A 20,356-nucleotide genomic window follows, 5' to 3' on the forward strand; every position below is an offset into this window, starting at 1 on the left:
GGATTGAGCCGTCACCCGCATGGCGGGCGTGTGCCGGTCGTCGTCACCGGCAGCGAGTTCGCGGCGGGCCTTGCGCTTCTGCGCGCGGTCCGTGCGGGCGGCGACGCCCCGATCGCCGCGGTCACGCGCCCGGACGCCATCGGCGCCGTCTCCCGCGCGGCGCACGCCGTCGAGGTCGTGCACGACCCGAGCGGCGACCCGGCGGCGTTCGTGCGGGACATCGGGGCCGTAGCGGTGCGCTACGGCGCCCTGGTCCTTCCTGGGACCGAGCCTGCACTGCGGGCGATCGCCCATCACCGTGACCAGCTTCCCGGCTCCGTCGTGGCCGGCTGCCCGTCGGCGGCGATCGTCGACCGGGTCCTGGCCAAGAGCGCGCTCGACGAGCTCGCCGCCGCCGGAGGTCTGCGCACGCCGCCGACGCGCGTGCTCACCGCCGCGAGCGCTGACCGCTGGGACGGCGGGTTCCCGGCGGTCGTCAAGCCGCTCAGCTCGCATGTCCCGCAGGCGGACGGGACGATGGAGCACGGGCGTGTCTCGGGCGTGCCCGACGGGCCCGGCCTCGCCTCGGCGCTCGCCGCGCTCCCCGGCGGCCGCGGCCTTGTGCAGCCCTACCTCGTCGGTGACCAGCGCACGGTCGACGGGCTGGCGTGGGACGGTGAGGTGGTCGCCGTCGCGCAGAAGACGGGCGACCGAACCTGGCCCCCCGACTGCGGCGTCCTGTCCTACGGGCGCATCGTCCCGTCCGATGCCGAGCTCGAACGCCGCGTCCGCGAGATGCTCGCGGACGCTCGCTGGTCGGGCCTGTTCAACCTCCAGTTCCTCGATGCCCCGGGCGGCCGGTTCCTGATCGATTTCAACCCGCGCGCGTGGAACTCCTTGGCCGTCCAGGTCGAGGCCGGGGCGAACATGCCCGCGGCGTGGGTCGACCTGCTCCTCGGCCGCCCCATGCGACCGGCCGTCCCACAGCTCGGCCGCCGGTTTCGCTCAGAGATCGACGACGCGCGATCGCTGTGGGCGGCATGGCGCGGCGGGCAGCGCTCCGCGGCCGTGCTCGGGCTGCGGCCCCGACGTCGCACCAGCCACGCGATCTTCTCGTGGACGGATCCCGTTCCGGCCCTGCGTGTCCTGTGGCGGCGCGGATACCACTAGCTCGCGCGCCGAGGACCGGCGTCCGCTACCGCACTCGGGACCCGAGATCGGCGACGGGCGCTACCGTGCCGCGGGAACGCATGAGCCTCGTCGACGCGCTTCCCACCGAGCCCAGCGCCGACTCTCTCTTCGACGCGTTCACGAGCTGGACTGTGGAGCAGGGACTGAGCCTCTATCCCCATCAGGAGGAGGCGGCCATCGAGCTGTTCGACGCGAACAACGTGGTCCTGGCGACGCCGACCGGCTCCGGGAAGTCCATGGTCGCAGTCGCAGCGCACTTCGCCGCGCTCGCGGAGGGCCGCACCACCTTCTACACCGCCCCCATCAAGGCGCTGGTGTCGGAGAAGTTCTTCTCGCTCTGCGCGATCTTCGGCGCCGAGAACGTCGGCATGCTGACCGGGGACGCGTCGGTCAACGGCGATGCGCCGATCGTCTGCTGCACCGCGGAGGTGCTGGCGAACATCGCCCTGCGGGAAGGCGCCGCCGCGGACGTCGGGCAGGTCGTGATGGACGAGTTTCACTTCTACGCCGACGGTCAGCGCGGATGGGCGTGGCAGGTGCCGCTGCTTTGCCTGCCGCAGGCGCAGTTCCTGCTGATGTCGGCGACCCTCGGCGATGTCAGCAAGATCGCCGCCGACCTGACGCGGCGGACGAGGCGGCAGACGGCGCTCGTCGACGACGCCCAGCGGCCCGTGCCGCTCACCTACAGCTGGTCCGTCGATCCGCTGCACGAGAAGCTCGAGGAGCTTGCCGCGGCGGACCAGGCGCCGATCTACGTGGTGCACTTCACCCAGGCGACGGCGATGGAGCGCGCGCAATCTCTGCTCTCGGCGAAGCTCTGCACTCGAGAGGAACGCGACGCGATCGCCGACCGGATCGGCGCGTTCCGCTTCACGGCCGGGTTCGGTCGACCGCTGTCCAAGCTGGTCCGCAGCGGCATCGGCGTCCACCACGCCGGCATGCTGCCGCGCTACCGCCGCCTGGTCGAGCAGCTCGCCCAGCAGGGGCTGCTGAAGGTCATCTGCGGGACCGACACGCTGGGCGTCGGCATCAACGTCCCGATCCGCACGGTGCTCTTCACCGGCCTGGCGAAGTTCGACGGGACGCGGCAGCGCCTGCTCAAGGCCCGCGAGTTCCACCAGATCGCGGGCCGCGCCGGACGTGCCGGATTCGACACCTCCGGCTACGTCGTCGTGCAGGCGCCGGAGCACGTGATCGAGCGCACGCGCGCACTGGCCAAGGCAGGCGACGATCCCAGGAAGCGCCGGAAGGTCCCGGTCAGGAAGCCGCCCGAGGGCGAGGTGAGCTGGACCGAGGAGACGTTCGCGCGCCTGCGGGACGCGCAGCCGGAGGCGCTCGTCTCGCGCATGCGCGTCGACCACGCGATGATCCTCAACGTCGTCAACCAGCCGCGGGACGCCGTCGAGACCATGCGCGCGCTGATCGACGACAACCACGAGGACGAGCGTGGGCGCGCGAGGCTCGCGGAGCAGGCCGAGGCGCTCGGCAACGAGCTGGTCGCCGCCGGCGTCCTGGAGTGGCTGCCCGAGCCCGATCTCCACGGTCGCACGCTGCGGCTCGCGATCGACCTGCAGGAGAACTTCGCGCTCAACCAGCCGCTCGCATCGTTCGCGCTCGCCGCGCTGGAGCTGCTCGAACCGGAGTCCGAGGACCACACGCTCGACGTCCTCTCCGTCGTCGAGGCGATCCTCGACGACCCGTTCCCCGTGCTCAAGGCCCAGGCGAACAAGGCGCGGGGTGAGGCCGTCGCCGAGATGAAGGCCGAGGGGATCGACTACGACGAGCGCATGGAGCTGCTCGAGGAGGTCACCTACCCCCAACCGTTGGGCGAGCCGCTGAGGGATCTGTTTCACACATACCGGGAGACCCACCCGTGGGTGCGCGAGTCCGACCTCTCACCGAAGTCGGTCGTGCGTGACATGTACGAGCAGGGGCGCACCTTCACGGAGTTCGTCGCGCACTACGGCCTCGCGCGCTCGGAGGGCCTCGTGCTCCGCTACCTGAGCGACGCCTACCGGGCGCTGCGCCAGACGGTGCCCGAGCGGCTGAAGTCAGAGGAGCTCGAAGCGATCGTCGACTGGCTCGGCGAGACGGTCCGCCAGACTGACTCCAGCCTGCTCGACGAGTGGGAGGCGCTGACCGATCCGGAATCCGTCGCCCGCGCCGCGGCCGCCGCGGCGGCCGGGGAGACCCTGGCGCCGCCGCGGCCGGTCACCGGCAACGACCGCACGTTCACCGTGATGGTCCGCAACGCGATGTTCCAGAAGGTGCAGCTCGCCGCCCGGGACCGTTACGACGAGCTCGCACGGCTCGATGCCGCCGCAGCCGCGCTCACCGACCCGCCCGGCCGGCCCTCCATGACAGAGGCCTCCTGGGAGGCCGCGCTCGGCGCCTACTGGGACCAGTACGAGAGCATGGGCAGCGGACCACAGGCACGGGCGCCGCATCTCCTGATGATCGACCGCAGCGCGGCGGCCGCCGGCCCGCGAACCTGGACCATCCGCCAGATCATCGACGACCCCGAAGGCCATCATGACTTCGCGATCATCGCGACGGTCGACCTCGACGCCTCCGACGCCGCCGGGGAGCCGGTGATCCGCACCGCGTCGTTCGCGGCGGCCGGCATCGCGTCGTGATCGAAGGGCAACGACCACCACATCGGGCGAAGTCCGATGCGGCCAGGAGGCATCGGACCGGCGACCCCGCAGGGACACCGTATGCTCGCGATCGTGCCGTTCACGCACAGGAACCTCAAGGAGGACCTGGAGGACGTCGGATCCAGGTTCGACGGCGCGCCGGACCTTGAGTTCCGCCTGGCGACCGCGGCGCTCGAGCTCGAGCGATCCGGCCTGGGCTACCAGCGCGTCCCGCCGGGCTGCCGCTTTCCGTACGGCCATACGCACAAGACGCAGGAGGAGGTGTACGTGGTCCTGCGTGGGAGCGGGCGGATGAAGCTCGACGACGAGATCGTCGAGCTCAGGGAGTGGGACGCGGTGCGCGTCCCGCCCGGCACGTGGCGGGGCTACGAGGCCGGGCCGGAGGGCCTCGAGATCATCGTCATCGGCGCGCCCAACCTCGGCGACGCTCCGCGCGAAGACGTCGAGGGCCGGCGCGACTGGTGGGCCGACACCTAGAGCGCCGCGCCGCTTCGAGCGGGGCTGTCGCAGCGCAGTCGAGCCGTTCGCCACTCGCCGTCTGTTAAGCCGACGCGGACCACGGGAAGGATCGCGGCACCGGTACGTCGTTGGGGACGAAGAGCCGCGCACCCCAGCGAATGGAGGCACCTATGCGCAAGCTCCTCGTGGCCACTCTGGCCATCGCCGCCACGGCGGCCGTGCCGGCCGCGACAGCATCCGGAGCGTCCAACCCCAGCGGGACCGGACAGCCGAACCAGTCGTGCGGGTCGGCCACCGCGGTGCAGCAGCCGGCGGGATTCGGCACCGGCGGCTTCGCCCACGCCGAGACCGTCTATGCCGGCAGCGAGGGCACTCCGTCGGCGGCGAACGGCAACTCGCACGCCGTCTCGCAGTACGACGTGGCCTGCTACCAGGTCACGCAATCGGGCCACTGAAACCGGCGAACCGACGTCCACGGGCGAGGGCCGCCCGCTCCACCTCCAGGCGGAGTGTCCGGCGGCCCTTGTCGGCGTGCTCGAGCCCGCCGATCCAGGCGGCACGGAGCGCTGCGCCAGGCGCCCGAACGGAGCTCGCGCTTGGAGCGGCGCCGACCCTGTGGGAACATCGTCGTCGCAGCGCCGAGACCGGGCGCCGCTGTCCGGAGGAGAGGCGCCACGCCGTCAGATCGCCCCGAACTCTCGAGCATGGCGGACGACTACGGGCGGTACGCGCTCTCGCAGCGCGCGGCGTTCGAGGCGACCCACCCGTATGTGCTGGCTGCGGCGCGGCTGTTTGCGGACGAACGGGTGCTCCGCGTGGTCGATCTCGGCGCCGCCGATGGGGTCAACTCGCACGGCCTCATCCACGATCTCGCGGAGCAACGCGCCGGCCGCCCGCTGATCTACGCGCTCGTCGATCTGCCGACGAACGCGTGGCGCGTCGCCGGCGAGCATCTGCGGCACGCCTTCGGCGAAGCGGCGGACGGGTCGGGCGTCCTCGTGATCCCCGGGCCGGGCGACGCCGGCCCCGGGGTGGCCGATGTCGGCACGGGAGCCCACTACGCCTCGCCGGAGGCCCACGGCGAGGCCTGCCGCCGAGCGGTCGAGCACAGCCCACATCCCGCCACGGTGATCAGCCTGGCGGGCATCCCGCTCCAGCGGGCGCCCTGCCTTCCGCCGGGCAGCGTGGATGTCGCGGTCACCGGGACAACGATGCACTGGGTCGCCGATTCGGCCGGCTTGGCGTCGACGGGGTCGGTCTTCCCGGGCTACCCGGACCACAGAGACGAGGCCGAGCGGCGAGCCTGGCTCGTGGCCGCAGCGCGTGAGTGGCAGCGGCTGCTCGAGATCCGCGCCATGGAGCTGGCGCCGGGCGGCCGGTTCATTGCCGCGCTCCCGGCCTCGCCCACTTCGGGCCCCGGGAGGACGGGGCTCTACGTCGAGATCATCGGCGACATGAACCGGGTGCTCGCCGATTGGCGCCGTGCGGGGCGCATCGGCGCCGCCACCGTCGCCGCGGTCGTCGTCCCCGTGTGGATGCGCACGCTGGACGAGATCCGGGACCCCTTCGAGGCGGGCGGCGGACGCGTCGCCGGCCTCGAGCTCGAGAGCGCCGAGCTCTTCCGTCTCGACAATCCCTACTGGCACGAAGATCCCGCCGTGTTCGCGCGGGGCTACATGCGCAGCGTGCTCGCCTGGGGCGGGCCGCTGCTGCATCGCGCGTTCGCGCGTGAGGGCGAGGACCGCGCCCGCGGCCTTGTTGCCGACTTCATCCGAACGCTCGAGGAGCGCGTCGCGGATGCCCCCGACCGCTATCGCTGGGACTACATCGAGGCCCTGATCGTCTGCCGGAAGGCGGACGGCACCGAGCGCAACCGGACACGGCCCTCAGATTGACCAGCGGCTTGCCGAGCGCGGCGCGCACCGCGCTTGCGTGACGGAGGATCCTGGCCGGGAGGCACAGCGACCCATCCGGACGGCGCTCGCCCAGGCGAGCGACATCGCCGGCGCCCCCGTCAGGTCCGGGCGTCGCCCGCGGAGCCCCGGACCTCGGCCCGGTCCCGCGCCACGGCCGCAGGCACAAGCAGCTTCTCGGCCTGGCGCTCGGGTGCGACGCGCCGAACGTTCCAGGCCAGCCCGAGGCGCTCGAGGGCCCGGATCAGCCAGCCCCCAGGATCGATCTCCCACCACCGCAGCCCATGGAACGCCGAGGTGGGGAACGCGTGATGGTTGTGGTGCCACGCCTCTCCGAACGACAGCGGCGCCAACCATGCGACGTTGCGCGACTCGTCGTCGGTACGAAAGCGCCGGCGGCCGAGGAAGTGACAGAGCGAGTTGATCGCGAACGTGACGTGGTGCAACAGGAAGATCCGCACGACACCGCCCCACAGAAGCGCCGTCAGCGCGGCATCCAACGCACCTCCGAGCAGCCATCCGAGCGCGAACGGCAACGCGAGACCGAGCAGGACCCACACGAAGAAGAGCCGGTCGATCGTCCTCAGAGCCGGGTCACGCATGAGGTCCGGCGCATAGCGCTCGCGGTCCGCCCGGCCCTCGTCGGTGAACAACCAGCCGACGTGCGCGTGCCACAGCCCCGACAGGCCGCCGAGCAGCCCCGGCAACCGCGACAGATGTGGACTGTGCGGATCGCCCTCCTCGTCGGTGAACGCGTGGTGCTTGCGGTGGTCGGCCACCCAGTTGATGACCGGACCCTGAACGGCCATCGAGCCGAGAACCGCCAGCACGACGCGCACGCCGCCGGATGCCTCGAACGATCGATGTGTGAGCAAGCGGTGGAAGCCAACGGTGATCCCGAACCCGGTCAGCAGATAGAGGACGACCATGATCAAGAGCTCGCGCACCGCGATCGCCTCGTCCCACAACAACACGATCGCAGCGACAAATCCGATGACGGGCACCAGAACGCCCCCAACGTTCCCCCATCGGCCCCAGACGGACATGCCCCTGTCTACCCCATCAGCGAGCATCTCTGTCGCCGCCGCTGGTCCGCTGCACCACCGCCTGCGCGTCGGCCGGGCCGACATTGCTTCCGGAGAGGGTCGTGCTCACGCGCCGCCGGGTTTGGTGAACTCGTCCACCCCCTGAGACGCGCGGCAATCCACCCCCGGAGACGCGCGGCAATCCACCCCCTGAGACGCGCGGCAAGGAGATTCATGCAGATCGGACTCGAGAACTTCATCGACGCGAAGCTCGCGGCGTACGCCCAGGAGAGCCGGGATTTCAACGCGGCATCGGCCGCGAGCAGCGACACCGACTCCCATCCCGACCCGAGCACGCCGGATGGGCTGCGACAGGCACGGGCCGGACTCAGCGTCCGGGCGGCGGCGCCCGGGCCGCCGGCGGTCGAGCGGTTCGCCGAAGCCGCGGGGCGGCGGGTGCCGGTGCGGATCCTCGCTCCCGAGCGCGGGGCAGCACGAGGGGTCTATCTGGAGATCCACGGCGGCGGCTTCTATCTGGGAGCGGCGGCGCGGGGCGACGCGCGCAATCGCCGCCTCGCGGACGCCCTCGGGGTCGCCGTGGTCAGCGTCGACTACCGGCTGGCTCCCGAACATCCCTGGCCCGCCGCACCGGATGACTGCGAGACGGCGGCACTCTGGCTCCGGGACGAGGCCGAAGCCCTCTTCGGCGCCACCCGCTTGGCGATCGGCGGCGCGTCGGCGGGAGCCACGCTGGCCATGACGACGCTGCTGCGGCTCCGCGACCGAGGCGTGGCCAAGCCCTTCGTCGGCGCCGCCCTGCAAGCCGGCACGTACGACTTGAGCGGACTGACGCCTGCTGGCCGGCGGCTCGCCGACGAGTTCTTCATCCAGGCGTATGCCGGCCACGTGGCCGACCGCACGAACCCTGACGTCTCCCCGGTCTACGGCGACCTACGCGACCTGCCTCCGGCTCTGCTCGTCGTCGGGAGCTTGGACATCATGCTCGAGGACAACCTGGCCCTGGCGGCCCGGCTGTCAGCGGCGGGCGGCGAGGTGGACGTCCGTGTCTACCCGGAGTCCCCTCACGGCTTCACGTCCTTCCCGACGGCGATGGCGAACGCCGCGGTGACCGACGTCGAGTCGTGGCTCGCCGACCGCTTCGATGCCACGTAGCTGATCGTGGCGCCGAGCCGCCGAGCGCCGGCCCCGGCTGCCACCAGCCCACCGCTCGCGTCCGTGCGTTCCTCGGCGTGCTCTCACCCGAGCCCGCGCTGAGCAGCCGTACCAGCGCTTGCCACGCCGGTTGCCGGGCGCCATGATGAGACCCGGCTTCCCGGCACACCCGATCCGGCGTCCGAGCCACCCCGCCAGCCCGCTGCGCTCGGTCAGATGTGCGCCCTGCCCCAACGCACCAAGGAGGCGAGCATGGCACGGGTCCAGGTGGACGGGCTCACGATCAACTACGACGCACAGGGAGAGGGCGAGCCGCTCCTGCTGATCCCCTACCTGTCCGCCGACCACGCCTGCTACGCGTTCCAGCTGCCCGCGTACGTGGAGCATTTCAGGTGCATCGCGATCGACCTTCCCGGCTCGGGCGAGAGCGACAAGCCGCCCGGGCCGTACTCGACGGAGGGCTACGCCGAGCAGGTCGCCGGCTTCCTCGACGCGATCGAGGTCGAGCAGGCCCACGTGGCCGGCGTCTCGCTCGGCGCCGCCGTGGGCATGCATCTCGCCGCCCGCCATCCGGGCCGGGTGCGCTCGCTCTCGCTGCACAGCGCCTGGGACGCCAGCGATCTCTACCTGAAGACGGTCGTCGAGCTCTGGCGAACGCTTGCGTCGTCGCTGCCGACCGCCGCGGACGTCGTCATCCAGGGCATCTTCCCGCTGGCCTTCACGCCGGCCATGTACGTCAGCCGGCCGGAGCTCCTGGACACGCTGGTCGACTTCGTACGTGGCCGCCCGGCCCAGCCGATGGACGCGTTCCTGGCCCAGACCGACGCGGCCATCGGGCACGACGCTCGCTCGGTACTGCGCGAGATCGGCGTTCCGACCCTCATCACCGTCGGGGCGCACGACCTCGTCTGCTCGACGCGCTTCGCCGAGCGGCTCAACGACGAGATCGGCGGGAGTGAGATGGTGGTCTTCGACCACCTGTCGCACGCCGGACTGCACGAGGACCCCGAGACCTTCAACGGCGCAACGCTCGACTTCCTGCTGCGCCAGCGCGGGTGAGGCGCACATGGCACCCACGGGACGCGCACCCGTTGACTGTCCCATCGCGGGAGAGCCGCCGCGGCCTACGCGAATCGGTCGCGCAGGCTCGGGTCGACGACGTCCGCGTACTCCGGGTGGCGCTGGATGAACGCCGCGGTGAACGGGCACGATGGGATGACCGTCGAGCCGCGCCTGCGCATCTCGTCCAGCGCGCCGCGCACGAGGACGGAGCCGAAGCCCTGCTGCTCGTGGCCGGGGAGGATCTCCGTGTGGGCGAAGATCAGGCTCGCGCCCGCGGGCAGGTAGTCGATCCAACCGACCACCTCGCCGTCGGCGCGGAGCTCGAAGCGGCGCGCCTCTGGGCTGTCGGCCACGACGGGCTCGCCGGTTGCCATGCCGTCAGCCTATGCCCAGGGGCGCCGGGACGCCCGTGCGGGGGTCGGGTGTGTGTCGCCGCCTGCTGACACGGCGCCGGCCACGTGGTTGGATTGTCCGATGCTCGACCGCCACGCAGTGTCCGGCTGGTGCGCGCGGAGCCTCGTCGCCGCCGTTGCCACGCTGTCGATCGCGGCGGGCGCCGCCCAGTCCGCATCGGCCGCCTCACGCGGCACCGAGGGGCGCGAGGTGATGTCGGTGGCTCGCGCCGTGATGGGCGAGCAGCATCTCGCGGGCCTGATCCTGCGCGTCGACCGCGGCAACCGTCATGTCGTCACGGCGGCGCTCGGCGAGTCGATGACCGGCGTGCCCGTGACCCGCGGCATGCATTTCCGGATGGGCTCCGAGAGCATCCCGTACCTCACGACGATCCTGCTGCAACTGCAGCAGGAGGGCCGGCTGGACCTCGACGACCCCCTGTCGAAGTACCTGCCCGACAGCGGCGTGCCGAACGCCGATCGCGTCACGCTGAGGATGCTCGGCCACAGCATCTCGGGCTATCCGGACTGGATCCAGGGCAACCAGGCGTTCGTCGACATCCTCCTCGCCAACCCGTTCCGGCTCTGGAACGACCAGGAGCTGCTCGACCATGCCTTCGCGCAGCCGCTGATCTGCGAGCCCGGCGCGTGCTTCCACTACGCGCACACGAACTTCCTGCTGCTGGGGCAGGTGGTCACCGCCGTCACCGGGCAGCCGTTCGCCAAGCTCGTCCGCCGGCGGATCTTCCGGCCGCTGGGACTCCGCGACACGACCATCACCCGCACGGCGAAGATGCCCGAGCCGGCTCTCCACGCCTACGGCACCGACCGCGGGCCGTATGAGGACACGAGCTCCTGGAGCCCGTCGTGGGGCCTGGGCAAGGGGCAGCTGATGGTCAGCACGATCGACGACGTCGCCGCCTCGGCGCGCTCGATCCTCGGCGCCAGACTGATCTCGCGCTCCAGCGAGCGCCAGTTCGTCGAGCGTCCCGCCGTGATCAAGACGCCGATCCCCGGCCTGTCCTACGGGCTCGGGGTGCTGCTGGCCGGAGACTGGCGGGTGCAGAACCCGTACGTCAACAACTACGGCGGCGTGATGGCCTATCTCCCCGACGAGCGCCTGTCGATCTCGATCGTCGCGACCAAGGGCATGAACGCCGACTTCGACGGAGGCAACCCCAGCGAGACGGTGCTCGCCCGTCTCGCCGACACGATCGCCCCCGGGCATCCGGCGCGCCTCCCCGGTACCGGCTGACGGCCGGTCGCTACGGCGACTGCGCGACGCCCAGCGTCTGGGCGGCCAGCATCTTCGGCGCGCCCTTCTCGTAGAACGCGTCGAGCTCGGTGATGACGAAGCCGGCGCCCCGCAGCAGATCGGCGGTCGGCCGGGTGAGATGGCATCCGCCGAACAGCCGCTGCTGGAGCGGGTCGAAGCGGTGCTGCCAGCGGCGCACGCGCTCGTCCGGGGCCAGGCCGTGCTCGACGAAGTGCAGCGTGCCGCCGGGCTTGAGGACCCGCCGCAGTTCGCGCAGCGCGGCGTCGATGTCCGGGATCGTGCACATCGTCCATGTCGAGAGGGCGGCGTCGAAGCGATCGTCGGGAAACGGCAGCGCCTGCCCGTCCAGCCCCTCCCGATGCACGGGGATCGACGTGGCGCTCACGCGCTTTCGCGCGAGTCGCCAGGCGACGTCCGCCGGCTCGACGGCGAACACCTCGGTCACGGCGGCGGGATAGTGCGGCACGTTGAGGCCGGATCCGAACCCGATCTCGACGACGTCGCCCGCCAGCCCGGCACAGACCCGGCGCCGCTGCGCCACGGCCTCCTTCATGTCGCACGCGACGTTGACGATCCGCGGTAGGACCTGCTCGCCATACACCCCCACGACCCCTCCCTTCCGTCGGGAACGATGATCGGCTGCGTCGAGCCTAGACCACCGGTGCCGGCGCGACACCCGCCGACGCGCGACGAGGCCTCAGTGCCGGCCCGCGCGTGCCCGCAGGTGCGTGACCGCCACGACGATCGCGCCGACGGCGAGCCCCAGGATCGCCGAAGCGCCGGTGTTCGTCAGCCACGCGGCGACGCCGCCCACCGGTCCGAGGGCGTCGTCGACGTCCTCCTCCAGGTGATGGACCCCGTCGTAGGGCGCGGAGGCGCCGAGCTCGTCGAGGCCGACCAGGAGGATGTGCCCGCCGACCCAGAGCATCGCGGCGATCCCGACCTTCGCCAGCACCGACAGGACGACCGGCATGCCGCGCACGAGCCCGCGGCCGAACGACGCGGCGAGCCCTTCGCGGACCTGCGCCAGCCGGAGGCCGACGTCGTCCATCTTCACGATCAGGCCGACGACGCCGTAGACGCCGGCGGTGATCACCAGCGCGACGAAGACGAGGATCACGGCACGGGAGACGAGCGGTTCGTCGGCAACCTCGTTGAGCGCGATCACCATGATCTCCGCCGAGAGGATGAAGTCCGTGCGGATCGCCCCGCGGACGAGCGCATCTTCGTCCTGCGGCTCCTGCTCGCTGACCGGCATGGTCCCCGGCGGGTCGTGCGGGCGGATCATCTCCCACAGCTTCTCCGCGCCCTCGTAGCACAGGTACGCGCCGCCCATCATCAGGATCGGCGTGAGCAGCCACGGCAGCATCTCGCTGAGCAGCAGCGCCGCCGGGAGGATCACCAGGAGCTTGTTGCGCAACGAGCCGACGGCGATCCGCTTGATCATCGGCAGCTCGCGCTCGGGCCGGAAGCCCTGGACGTAGCGCGGGGTGACCGCGGCGTCGTCGACGATCACGCCGGCGGCCTTCATGCTCGCCCGGCTCGCACCGGCGGCGACGTCGTCGACCGACGCCGCGGCCGCGCGGGCGAGCACGGCGACGTCGTCGAGGAGCGCCGCCAGCCCGGCGCTCATCCTCGGCCTCCACGACGAGGCGGCGGGTTCAGGAGCGTCATGACCGGCCTGGAGCTGTTCTCACCGCGCGAAGGGTAGGGCGGGGTCGATCCGGCCGGGTCCGCGGCCACGACGCTCCGGCGCGGCCGCCACCCGACCCACATCAAGCGGCCGGCGGGGGCAGGATCTCGACGTACCCCTCCGTTCCGTGCACGCGGATCCGCTGCCCGTCCGCGATCAGCCGGGTGGCATGCTCGACCCCCACGACGGCCGGCAGGCCGTACTCCCGGGCGATCACCGCGCCGTGGGTCATCAGGCCCCCCACCTCCGTCACGAGGCCCTCGACCGCGACGAACAGCGGCGACCAGCTCGGGTCGGTGAAGGCCGTGACCAGGATGTCGCCAGGCTCGATGTCGGCCTGGGCCATGTCCAGGATGACGCGGGCCCGGCCCTCGACGGTCCCGCCCGAGACCGCCAGGCCGACCAGCGCGCCGGTCGGCACGTCGTCGCGCCGGTAGGCCCCGGCGATGGCCTCGCCCTCCGACGTGAGCACCCGGGGCGGTGTGAGCGCCTGATAGGACCTGAACGCGTGCTTGCGCTCGGAGATGAGCTGATCATCGACCTGGTGCGTGCGCACGACGTCGTGGAGCTCCTGGAACGTGAGGTGGAAGCTGTCCTCCTTCTCACCGAGCACGCCGGCCCCGACAAGCCGCTCGGCCTCCTCCAGCAAGGCCTGCTTGTAGACGAAGTAGCGGCTGACGATGACGTACTTCGGATACTCCCGGTACCCGATGAAGGTCCGGACGCGGTCGATCATCCCCTTGACCTCTTCGGCCCTGCGTTCCCCGTCCGGCAGGGCCCGCAACCGCTCCAACAGCTCCCGCTCCTTGTTCCAGGCCTCCTGGCGGCCCTGCTCGAAGCGCCGCGCGCCGGCGCCGGGCGCGAGGTTCTCGACGTTGCCGAGGATCAAGGGCACGAGCGTGGCAGGACGTTCGCTCCACCGCGGCCTCGTGATGTCGATCTCCCCGACGCAGCGCATGCCGTACGTGTCGAGGTAGGCCAGGATCGCGTCGTGCGCCTCCCGCCCGCCCGCGAGCTCGGGCAGCTCGTCGAGGAAGTCGTCGTCCTCCACGTGGCGCAGGAAGGCCACCACGTCCGGATGCGGGCGGATGACGTCGGCGACGTCCAGGAGCGCCAGCCCCATCTCCGACGTGACGTTCCCGGGGGCGGACTGCGTCAGCGCGTCGGCCGCGTTCGCCTCGCCCAGCCACGCCTCCAGCTGCTCGTTGAGCCACCACGTGGCCTCCATCCCGGCCATGATCACCTGCCGGCTCCGTGGGTCGAACACGATCCGCTTCAGCTCCTGGATGTCGGCCAGGATGAAGTCGAACAGCGCCGAACCGGACCTCGCCCGGATGCTGCGCTTCAAGGCGGCGATGGACGCCTGGCCGCGCCCGATCAGCTCGGTGACGATGGCTGGATCGGCATCGATCGCGGCCGGTGCGCCCCCGGGTGGCGGCCCGCCGGGACCGTCGTCCGGGAGCGACGCGATGAAGTCGCCGCGTTCCAGGATGCTCTGCAGCGCGTCCCCGATCAGCGGATCGGATCTCCCGAGCGCCTCCAGGAGGTCCGCGCGGCTCGTCGGCGAAGCCAGCCGCGCGGTGACGTCGACGAACAGCCTCCCGCCGGCCTCGTGCATCGGCGGCAGCGCCGTCAACTGGAACACGGAGAGCCCGAGGGGCTTCATGGGGTCGGTCATCATCTGCTGATGGCCGACGGAGACGTAGACGCGGTTCGCCCCGTCTCCGGCCGCGGGGACCGGGAACAACGTGGTGATCGGCCGGCTCTGGACGATCTCGAAGCCGTCGTCGGCCAGGCACCATTCGATGTCCTGGGGGCGGCCGAAGTGCCCTTCGACCCGCCGGCCGAGCCGGACGAGCTGGACGACCTGCGCGTCCGTCAGCGCCGGCTGCTCCCGGCGCTGCGCGTCGATGGCCCGTTCCTGCGTGCCGCCTGCCGGCGACGCGTGGATGGCCAGGTGCTTGCGTGCGACCGCCTTGGCGACGACGGCGTCGTCGCGCACCCGGTAGACGTCCGCGTTCGCCAGGCCGGAGACGAGGGCCTCGCCGAGGCCGAAGCCGGCCTCCACCGAGGCGACGTTCCGGTTCGACGTGACCGGATCGGCCGTGAACAGGACGCCCGCCGCCTGCGGGAGGACCATCCGCTGCACGACGACCGCCATCTGGACCTTGCGGTGGTCGAAGCCGTTGCGCAGGCGATAGGTCACGGCGCGCTCGGTGAACAGCGAGGCCCAGGCCCGGCTGACGTGCTCGAGGACCGCGGCCGGCCCCACGATGTTCAGGTACGTGTCGTGCTGGCCGGCGAAGGAGGCCGTCGGCGAGTCCTCCGCGGTCGCACTCGACCGGACGGCGTACGCGGCCTGCACGCCGAGACGGCCGAGCGCGACGGTGATCGCCGCCGTCACGTCGTCGGGCAGCGCGACCGCTTCGATGGTCCGCCGGATCTCCGCGCTGAGCGCGCGGATCGCTTCCCGGTCGTCGGGCCTCAGGCGCGACAGGCGATCGAGCCGACCGTCGATCGACGGGGCGTGCGCCATGACCCGCCGGAAGGCGGCCGTCGTCACGCAGAAGCCCGGCGGCACGCGGATGCCCTCGATCTGCGAGAGCTCCCCCAGGTGCGCGCCCTTGCCGCCGACGCGCGCGACCTGCGTCGCGTCGATCTCCTCGAGACCCAGCACGTAGCGGTCGGGCCGGGGGGTGTGGTCCCCGGTCCGATCGCCTCCAACGGTCACCGCCGCATCCTCCACCGTGCCCATCGCGTTGCTCCCTTCGTCGCTTGCGGCGAGCGAGTATGGAGCACACCCCGGGGCTTGAAACAAGCCCCCCAGCAGGCGATACTTTGGATGTGGCGGGGGGCGACGGCACTCGTGCAGCGCTCCCAGCGGCCGCGGCGGGCCGACGAGCGTCAGGCGATCGCCAGCGCAAGGACAACGCGATGCTGCGCCCCGCCACACCCGGCGACCGCCCCCAGCTCATCGCGCTGGCGCTCGCCGAGGATGCAGCGTGGTCCGGCGCGCCCGCGGTGTCCGCCGAGGAGGCCGGCGAGCTCATCGATCCCTTCGGCCGCGGGGTGGTCCTCGATCGCGACGGTCGCCTGGCGGGCCATGCCGCGTGCGGCGAGGGCGGCGAGGCGATCCTACTGGTGGACCCCGCCGACGACCCTGGGCCCGCGCTGGAGGCGCTCGTCGCATGGCTTGGCGAGCGCGGTCATCACGAGGTCGTCACCTACGCCCGCGACACGCGGCGAATCGCGTGGCTCGAAGCCAACGGCTTCACCCATCGGCACTCGGCCTTCGATCTCCAGCGCGGCATCGACCCGCCGCCCCCGCCCGCGGTCTGGCCGAGCGGGGTCGCCGTCGCGCGCTACCGGCCCGGCGAGGACGACGATGCCGTCCACGCGCTGATCTACGTCGACGCTGCCTGGGGGGAGGTGCCCGGACACACGCAGAGGTCGCTGGAATCCTGGCGGTCGATGGTCACGCCCGACTACCGTGGCTGGGTCGCACGCCGCGACGAGCGTCCCGTCGGCTGGGTCGCCGGCCGCGTCTTCAGCGACGGGCGCGGATGGCTCAAGCAGATCGCCGTCGCCCGCTGCGCGCGCCGTCTCGGTCTCGGCCGCGCGCTCATGCTGCACTCGCTCGCCGACCTTCGCTCCAGCGGTGCGGCCTCGTTCGGCCTCGGGGTGCGGGCCGACAACGAGAACGCCCTCGGCCTGTACCGCGACGCCGGGTTCGAGGTCGAACGCGAATGGCGCGAGTACGCGCGGCCGACCCCCATCGGTCCTCCCGCAGGTGGTGCGGCGTGAACCGTGCAGCCGCCATCCGAGGCTCTGGTCGAAGCCACCTCGCATCGGGCGGGCACGTCAGGGACGGGTTCACAGATCGCGGCGGCGGAACGCCAGCGCCGCCAGCGCCCACACGACGGCGGACCACGCCACCGCCCATGGCCAGATCGCGGCGCTGACGTCGCTGGCGCCGCCGAACGGCCCGAGCTGCACGATCACGCCGGCCGCGCCGCCGACGTTCGCGGTCAGGGCGTGCAGCCCGTTCTGATAGAGCGCCTCGAACGGCACGATCCACGAGATGACCGAGCTGGCCGTCTTCAGTCCGCCGACGTCGAGCGCGTCGCCGATCTGGCCCAGAAGCCCAGCGGCGAGTCCCGTGGCGAAGACCATGAAGATCGCGATGCCGTTGGCGGTGGTCCCGAGCACGGTCGAGCCGAGCAGCGAGATCGCCACCACGGTGACGACCCCCAGCGCCAGCCCGGCCGCGGGAACGACGAGCGACGCGGGCGTGAAGTCGCCGGCGGCGCGCGTGATGAGCGCGGCGACGAGGAAGACGATCACGACGTACGGCGCGCAGACGGCGGAGGCGGCGAGCAGCCGCCCGGTCAGCAGCGTCGTCCGTCCCACCGGACGCACGACCAGCGGCTGCAGCAGCCCGCGGTCGGCGTCGCCGCGGACCGCTCCGAGCGTGAGGAAGATGGCCAGGACCACGCCGAGGAAGAGCGCGACGAACATCGCCAGGCCGAGCAGGGTCCCGCCCGCCAGCACCTTCTGGTCGATCGGGATGAGGCCCACGCCGTTCGTCTTCTGGAGCGAGTTGAACACCTCGATGGCGGCCAGCGCGTAGAGGCCGAGGAAGACCGCGGTCAGCAGCGCCACGACCAGCAGCACGCGGCGGCGGACCGCCTCCCGCAGCGCATGACCGGCGATGGTGATCGCGTCGCTCACCCGTCACGCCCCACCACGGCGGCGAGATAGGCGTCCTCGAGCGTGCCGCTCACCACGCGGACGCCGTAGACCTCGGCGCCTTCGGCCACGAGCTCGCGGACGATCCGCGGGACGTCCTCGCGGCGCGCGTCGGGCAGGCGGCGCACGCCTTCGGAGGTCTCGACCTCGACGCCGCCCGGCGCCGCCAGGTCCTCCGGCCGGCCCTCGGTCACGACCCGGCCGCGGTCGACGATGACGACGCGGTCGCAGACGAGCTCGACCTCGCTGAGCAGGTGCGAGTTCAGGAGCACGCCCACGCCCTGGTCGCGCAGCCCGACCAGCAGGTCGCGCACCGTGCGCCGGCCGCCGGGGTCGAGGGCGCTCGTCGGCTCGTCGAGCAGCACGAGCCGCGGTTCGCCGATCAGCGCCTGGGCGATGCCCACCCGCTGCTGCATGCCCTTGCTCATCGTCTCCATCCGGCGCCCGCCCTCGCCGCTGAGGCCGACCCGGGCCAGCAGCGCCTCGCGCTCCGCCGCGCCGCCGGCCGAGCGGGCCAGGCGCTGATGCAGCGCGAGCACCTCGTCGGCACGGGCCCAGCCGGGGAAGCGGAACAGCTCCGCGAGGTAGCCGGTCGAGGCTCGAGCCGCCCGGCTGCCGGCCGTCGCGCCGGCCACGTGCGCCTCCCCGGCCGTCGGGCGGACGAGGCCGCAGGCGATCTTCACCAACGTCGACTTGCCCGCGCCGTTGGGACCGAGCAGGCCGACCAGCTCGCCGGCGGCGACGTCGAGATCGACGGCGTCGAGGGCGGTCGTCGTGCCGTAGCGCTTCGAGAGGCCCCGGGCGGACAGCGCGGCGGTCATCCCCACAGCCTTCCCAACGCCGCGGATGTCCAGCCGTCACGCCGCGTCGTTCGCCACGGCCGCTCGCCGACGTCGATCTGGCCGGTGTCCCGAAGTGGTCAGGGGCCTGGACCGAACGGTGGCCGGTCCTGGCGGCACCTGGTGCCGGCCGGCGGCAGCTTGATCCGGATGAGGTAGCGATCGATGTAGCGCGTCGCGCAGGTGCTGCGGGTCCCCACGATGTGTCCGTAGCCGTCGACGGTCAGCAGGCGCGCCCGGGCGAGCCGGCGCGCCATGGCGACGGCGGCCCGGTATGGGCTGGCCGGGTCGTAGGTGTTGTTGACCACCAGCACCGGGTGGGCGGTGCGCCGGTCCCAGGGGCCGCTGTAGCGGTCGGCCGCTTTCGCGCGCCAGCTCGCGCAGGCCGCGCTCGTCCACGACCAGTACGGCCCGATGGGTCCGGCGCGCTGGTAGGCGAACGCGTCCAGGGACGGGAAGGCGGCCGGACCGGGGTTGGGACTCTCCGAACAGCGGATGGCGAAGGCCTGTCCGATCTGCTGCCCCGGGATCGCCGTCGGCGGCGCCGCGTCGCCGGTGGTCCACAGGTCCTGCAGCGTGGTCGCGAGCGACGGCCAGCTCGCCACCGAATAGAGATCGTTGCCCGTGATCGACACCACCTGCGCATAGGTCAGCGTCGCGCTCCGGGGATCGGTCCGAAGTCGTGTCAGCAGGTCCGCGTACTTGGCGCGGGTCGCCTCGGGGCTGCCGGCCGTGAACGCGCAGTGGGCGGCGTCGGCGCTGCCGCAGAGGTCGAGGAACGCGTTCAGGGTCTCGGCCGAGCTGAGGTCGGAGCCCGTGCGCAGGTCGGTGCTCAGGAAGCGGCCGCCGTTCGCGTCGATCTCCCGGCCCACATAGGCCTGCGGGTCGAGGTTCGCGTCGAGCACCATGGCGCGCACGCGGTCGGGGAACAGGTTGGCGTAGGTGGCACCCAGGAAGGTTCCGTAGGAGAACCCGTCGTAGTTCAGGCGCCGGTCGCCGACGGCGCGGCGCAACCGATTCAGGTCCCGGGCGGTGTCCGCGGTCGACACGTGGCGCAACAGGTCACCGTTGCGTCTGTCGCAGCGGCGATACAGCTGCGCATACCGATCGAGCCAGGCGCCCATCTGCACGCGGCCGACCGGAAACGAGAGGGTGACGTCGTCGAGGAAGGCGCTCTCGGCCTGGGGCGACGCAAAGCACTGCACCGCGGTGCTCGCACCGACCCCCCGCGGGTCCCAGCTGGCGATGTCGAAGCGCGCGCGCAACGCGGCCGGGATCGGCGCCAGGGGAAGCAGCGACGCGCCGGCGGCGCCCGGCCCACCGAAGTTGAAGAACAGCGTGCCGATCCGGTGCTTGCGGTCGGTGGCCGGACGCCGGACCACGGCGAGCCGGATCGTGCGGCCGCCCGGATCGCCGTAGTCCAGCGGCACCCGAAGCGTGGCGCACTGAAAGCCCCGCTGAGCGGGGTCGGCGCAACGCTTCCAGGCGAGCGCCGACGCCGCCGCGGCGGGCGGCGTCACGGCACCCGCCGGCATCGCGGCGGCCAGCACGCCGAACATCGCCACGAACGTGAAGATCGACCACCGGCGGCGGTCCGGAGCAACGGAGCCCTCGGGCGCGCCGCTCCTGCGTCGCGACGGGGCGTTGCGGCGGATGCACGAGCGGCCTTGCGCAGCGGCTGCGATGCTGACGGCATGGGCGACCACATCGAGCTGACGCTTCGACCGAAGGCGGGCGCCAAGCCGCTCGACGCCGAGACGGCAGGGCGGATCGGCCGCGCCGCCCGCGCCGACACGGTGCAGCTCAGCGAGGGCGGCGCCGTCTTCGGGTTCTCGCCGCCGGCCGCGGACAGCGGCGTCGTCCGCGGCAACGTCGAGATGGGCGCCCGCTTCGAGCTCGGCGCGCATTGGCACACCCGCTACGAGCTCGTGGGCGGATAGCGCGCGGT

The 20,356-nt window shown here is 72.2% G+C and carries 18 protein-coding genes; 10 read left to right on the plus strand and 8 right to left on the minus strand.

Features of this window, described 5'->3' with window-relative positions; genetic code table 11:
• Positions 1-30: 30 nt before the first annotated feature.
• The 5 genes from DSM104329_RS22305 to DSM104329_RS22325 all read left to right on the plus strand — a co-directional run bounded on the left by DSM104329_RS22305 (position 31) and on the right by DSM104329_RS22325 (position 6,181).
• Positions 31-1,149: a carboxylate--amine ligase gene (locus DSM104329_RS22305; protein WP_259312060.1), complete on the plus strand. Its 1,119-nt coding sequence runs from the start codon at positions 31-33 to the stop codon at positions 1,147-1,149.
• Between the two features lie 80 nt (positions 1,150-1,229).
• On the plus strand, positions 1,230-3,806 hold the full coding sequence (locus tag DSM104329_RS22310) for a DEAD/DEAH box helicase (protein WP_259312061.1): 2,577 nt from the start codon (positions 1,230-1,232) through the stop codon (positions 3,804-3,806).
• Positions 3,807-3,887: 81 nt separating this feature from the next.
• A complete protein-coding gene (locus DSM104329_RS22315) occupies positions 3,888-4,304 on the plus strand; it encodes a cupin domain-containing protein (protein ID WP_259312062.1) in 417 nt (138 codons plus the stop codon).
• Between the two features lie 152 nt (positions 4,305-4,456).
• On the plus strand, positions 4,457-4,741 hold the full coding sequence (locus tag DSM104329_RS22320) for a hypothetical protein (RefSeq protein WP_259312063.1): 285 nt from the start codon (positions 4,457-4,459) through the stop codon (positions 4,739-4,741).
• Positions 4,742-4,990: 249 nt separating this feature from the next.
• Positions 4,991-6,181 (plus strand): hypothetical protein, encoded by a 1,191-nt coding sequence (locus DSM104329_RS22325; RefSeq protein WP_259312064.1) that lies wholly within the window; start codon positions 4,991-4,993, stop codon positions 6,179-6,181.
• A 119-nt stretch (positions 6,182-6,300) separates the two neighbouring features.
• Here the strand turns inward: DSM104329_RS22325 and DSM104329_RS22330 are convergent, their stop codons facing one another.
• Complete coding sequence (locus DSM104329_RS22330; RefSeq protein ID WP_259312065.1) at positions 6,301-7,329, minus strand: acyl-CoA desaturase; 1,029 nt, start codon at positions 7,327-7,329, stop codon at positions 6,301-6,303.
• A gap of 129 nt (positions 7,330-7,458) precedes the next feature.
• Here DSM104329_RS22330 and DSM104329_RS22335 point away from each other — a divergent pair, with 129 nt between their 5' ends.
• Both DSM104329_RS22335 and DSM104329_RS22340 read left to right on the plus strand, forming a co-directional pair.
• On the plus strand, positions 7,459-8,397 hold the full coding sequence (locus DSM104329_RS22335; protein WP_259312066.1) for an alpha/beta hydrolase: 939 nt from the start codon (positions 7,459-7,461) through the stop codon (positions 8,395-8,397).
• A gap of 252 nt (positions 8,398-8,649) precedes the next feature.
• On the plus strand, positions 8,650-9,456 hold the full coding sequence (locus DSM104329_RS22340) for an alpha/beta fold hydrolase (RefSeq protein WP_259312067.1): 807 nt from the start codon (positions 8,650-8,652) through the stop codon (positions 9,454-9,456).
• 65 nt (positions 9,457-9,521) lie between these two features.
• On the opposite strand, the gene DSM104329_RS22345 is transcribed toward DSM104329_RS22340, so the two are convergent.
• A complete protein-coding gene (locus tag DSM104329_RS22345) occupies positions 9,522-9,833 on the minus strand; it encodes a GNAT family N-acetyltransferase (RefSeq protein WP_259312068.1) in 312 nt (103 codons plus the stop codon).
• A 100-nt stretch (positions 9,834-9,933) separates the two neighbouring features.
• On the opposite strand from DSM104329_RS22345, the gene DSM104329_RS22350 reads away from it, so the two are divergent.
• Positions 9,934-11,106 carry a serine hydrolase domain-containing protein gene (locus DSM104329_RS22350; protein WP_259312069.1) on the plus strand — a complete coding sequence of 391 codons (1,173 nt, stop codon included), beginning with the start codon at positions 9,934-9,936 and terminating at the stop codon, positions 11,104-11,106.
• A gap of 10 nt (positions 11,107-11,116) precedes the next feature.
• Here the strand turns inward: DSM104329_RS22350 and DSM104329_RS22355 are convergent, their stop codons facing one another.
• The 3 genes from DSM104329_RS22355 to rph form a co-directional block, all read right to left on the minus strand.
• Positions 11,117-11,734: a class I SAM-dependent methyltransferase gene (locus tag DSM104329_RS22355; RefSeq protein ID WP_259312070.1), complete on the minus strand. Its 618-nt coding sequence runs from the start codon at positions 11,732-11,734 to the stop codon at positions 11,117-11,119.
• 90 nt (positions 11,735-11,824) lie between these two features.
• A complete protein-coding gene (locus DSM104329_RS22360; protein WP_259312071.1) occupies positions 11,825-12,760 on the minus strand; it encodes a DUF808 domain-containing protein in 936 nt (311 codons plus the stop codon).
• A gap of 142 nt (positions 12,761-12,902) precedes the next feature.
• On the minus strand, positions 12,903-15,773 hold the full coding sequence (gene rph / locus DSM104329_RS22365; RefSeq protein ID WP_259312072.1) for a rifamycin-inactivating phosphotransferase: 2,871 nt from the start codon (positions 15,771-15,773) through the stop codon (positions 12,903-12,905).
• Between rph and DSM104329_RS22370 the strand changes: the two genes are divergently transcribed.
• Complete coding sequence (locus DSM104329_RS22370; protein WP_259312073.1) at positions 15,755-16,624, plus strand: GNAT family N-acetyltransferase; 870 nt, start codon at positions 15,755-15,757, stop codon at positions 16,622-16,624. The two genes, rph and DSM104329_RS22370, sit on opposite strands and share 19 nt — an antisense overlap.
• Before the next feature lie 69 nt (positions 16,625-16,693).
• On the opposite strand, the gene DSM104329_RS22375 is transcribed toward DSM104329_RS22370, so the two are convergent.
• From DSM104329_RS22375 to DSM104329_RS22385, 3 genes are all read right to left on the minus strand, one after another.
• On the minus strand, positions 16,694-17,551 hold the full coding sequence (locus tag DSM104329_RS22375) for an ABC transporter permease (protein ID WP_259312074.1): 858 nt from the start codon (positions 17,549-17,551) through the stop codon (positions 16,694-16,696).
• On the minus strand, positions 17,548-18,390 hold the full coding sequence (locus DSM104329_RS22380; protein WP_259312075.1) for an ABC transporter ATP-binding protein: 843 nt from the start codon (positions 18,388-18,390) through the stop codon (positions 17,548-17,550). The genes DSM104329_RS22375 and DSM104329_RS22380 overlap by 4 nt, the downstream gene beginning before the upstream one ends.
• Before the next feature lie 98 nt (positions 18,391-18,488).
• A complete protein-coding gene (locus DSM104329_RS22385; protein ID WP_259316247.1) occupies positions 18,489-19,967 on the minus strand; it encodes an alpha/beta fold hydrolase in 1,479 nt (492 codons plus the stop codon).
• Positions 19,968-20,102: 135 nt separating this feature from the next.
• Between DSM104329_RS22385 and DSM104329_RS22390 the strand changes: the two genes are divergently transcribed.
• On the plus strand, positions 20,103-20,348 hold the full coding sequence (locus tag DSM104329_RS22390; RefSeq protein ID WP_259312076.1) for a hypothetical protein: 246 nt from the start codon (positions 20,103-20,105) through the stop codon (positions 20,346-20,348).
• The last annotated feature ends 8 nt before the right edge of the window (positions 20,349-20,356 follow it).

Source organism: Capillimicrobium parvum (assembly GCF_021172045.1).
Taxonomy (GTDB): domain Bacteria; phylum Actinomycetota; class Thermoleophilia; order Solirubrobacterales; family Solirubrobacteraceae; genus Capillimicrobium; species Capillimicrobium parvum.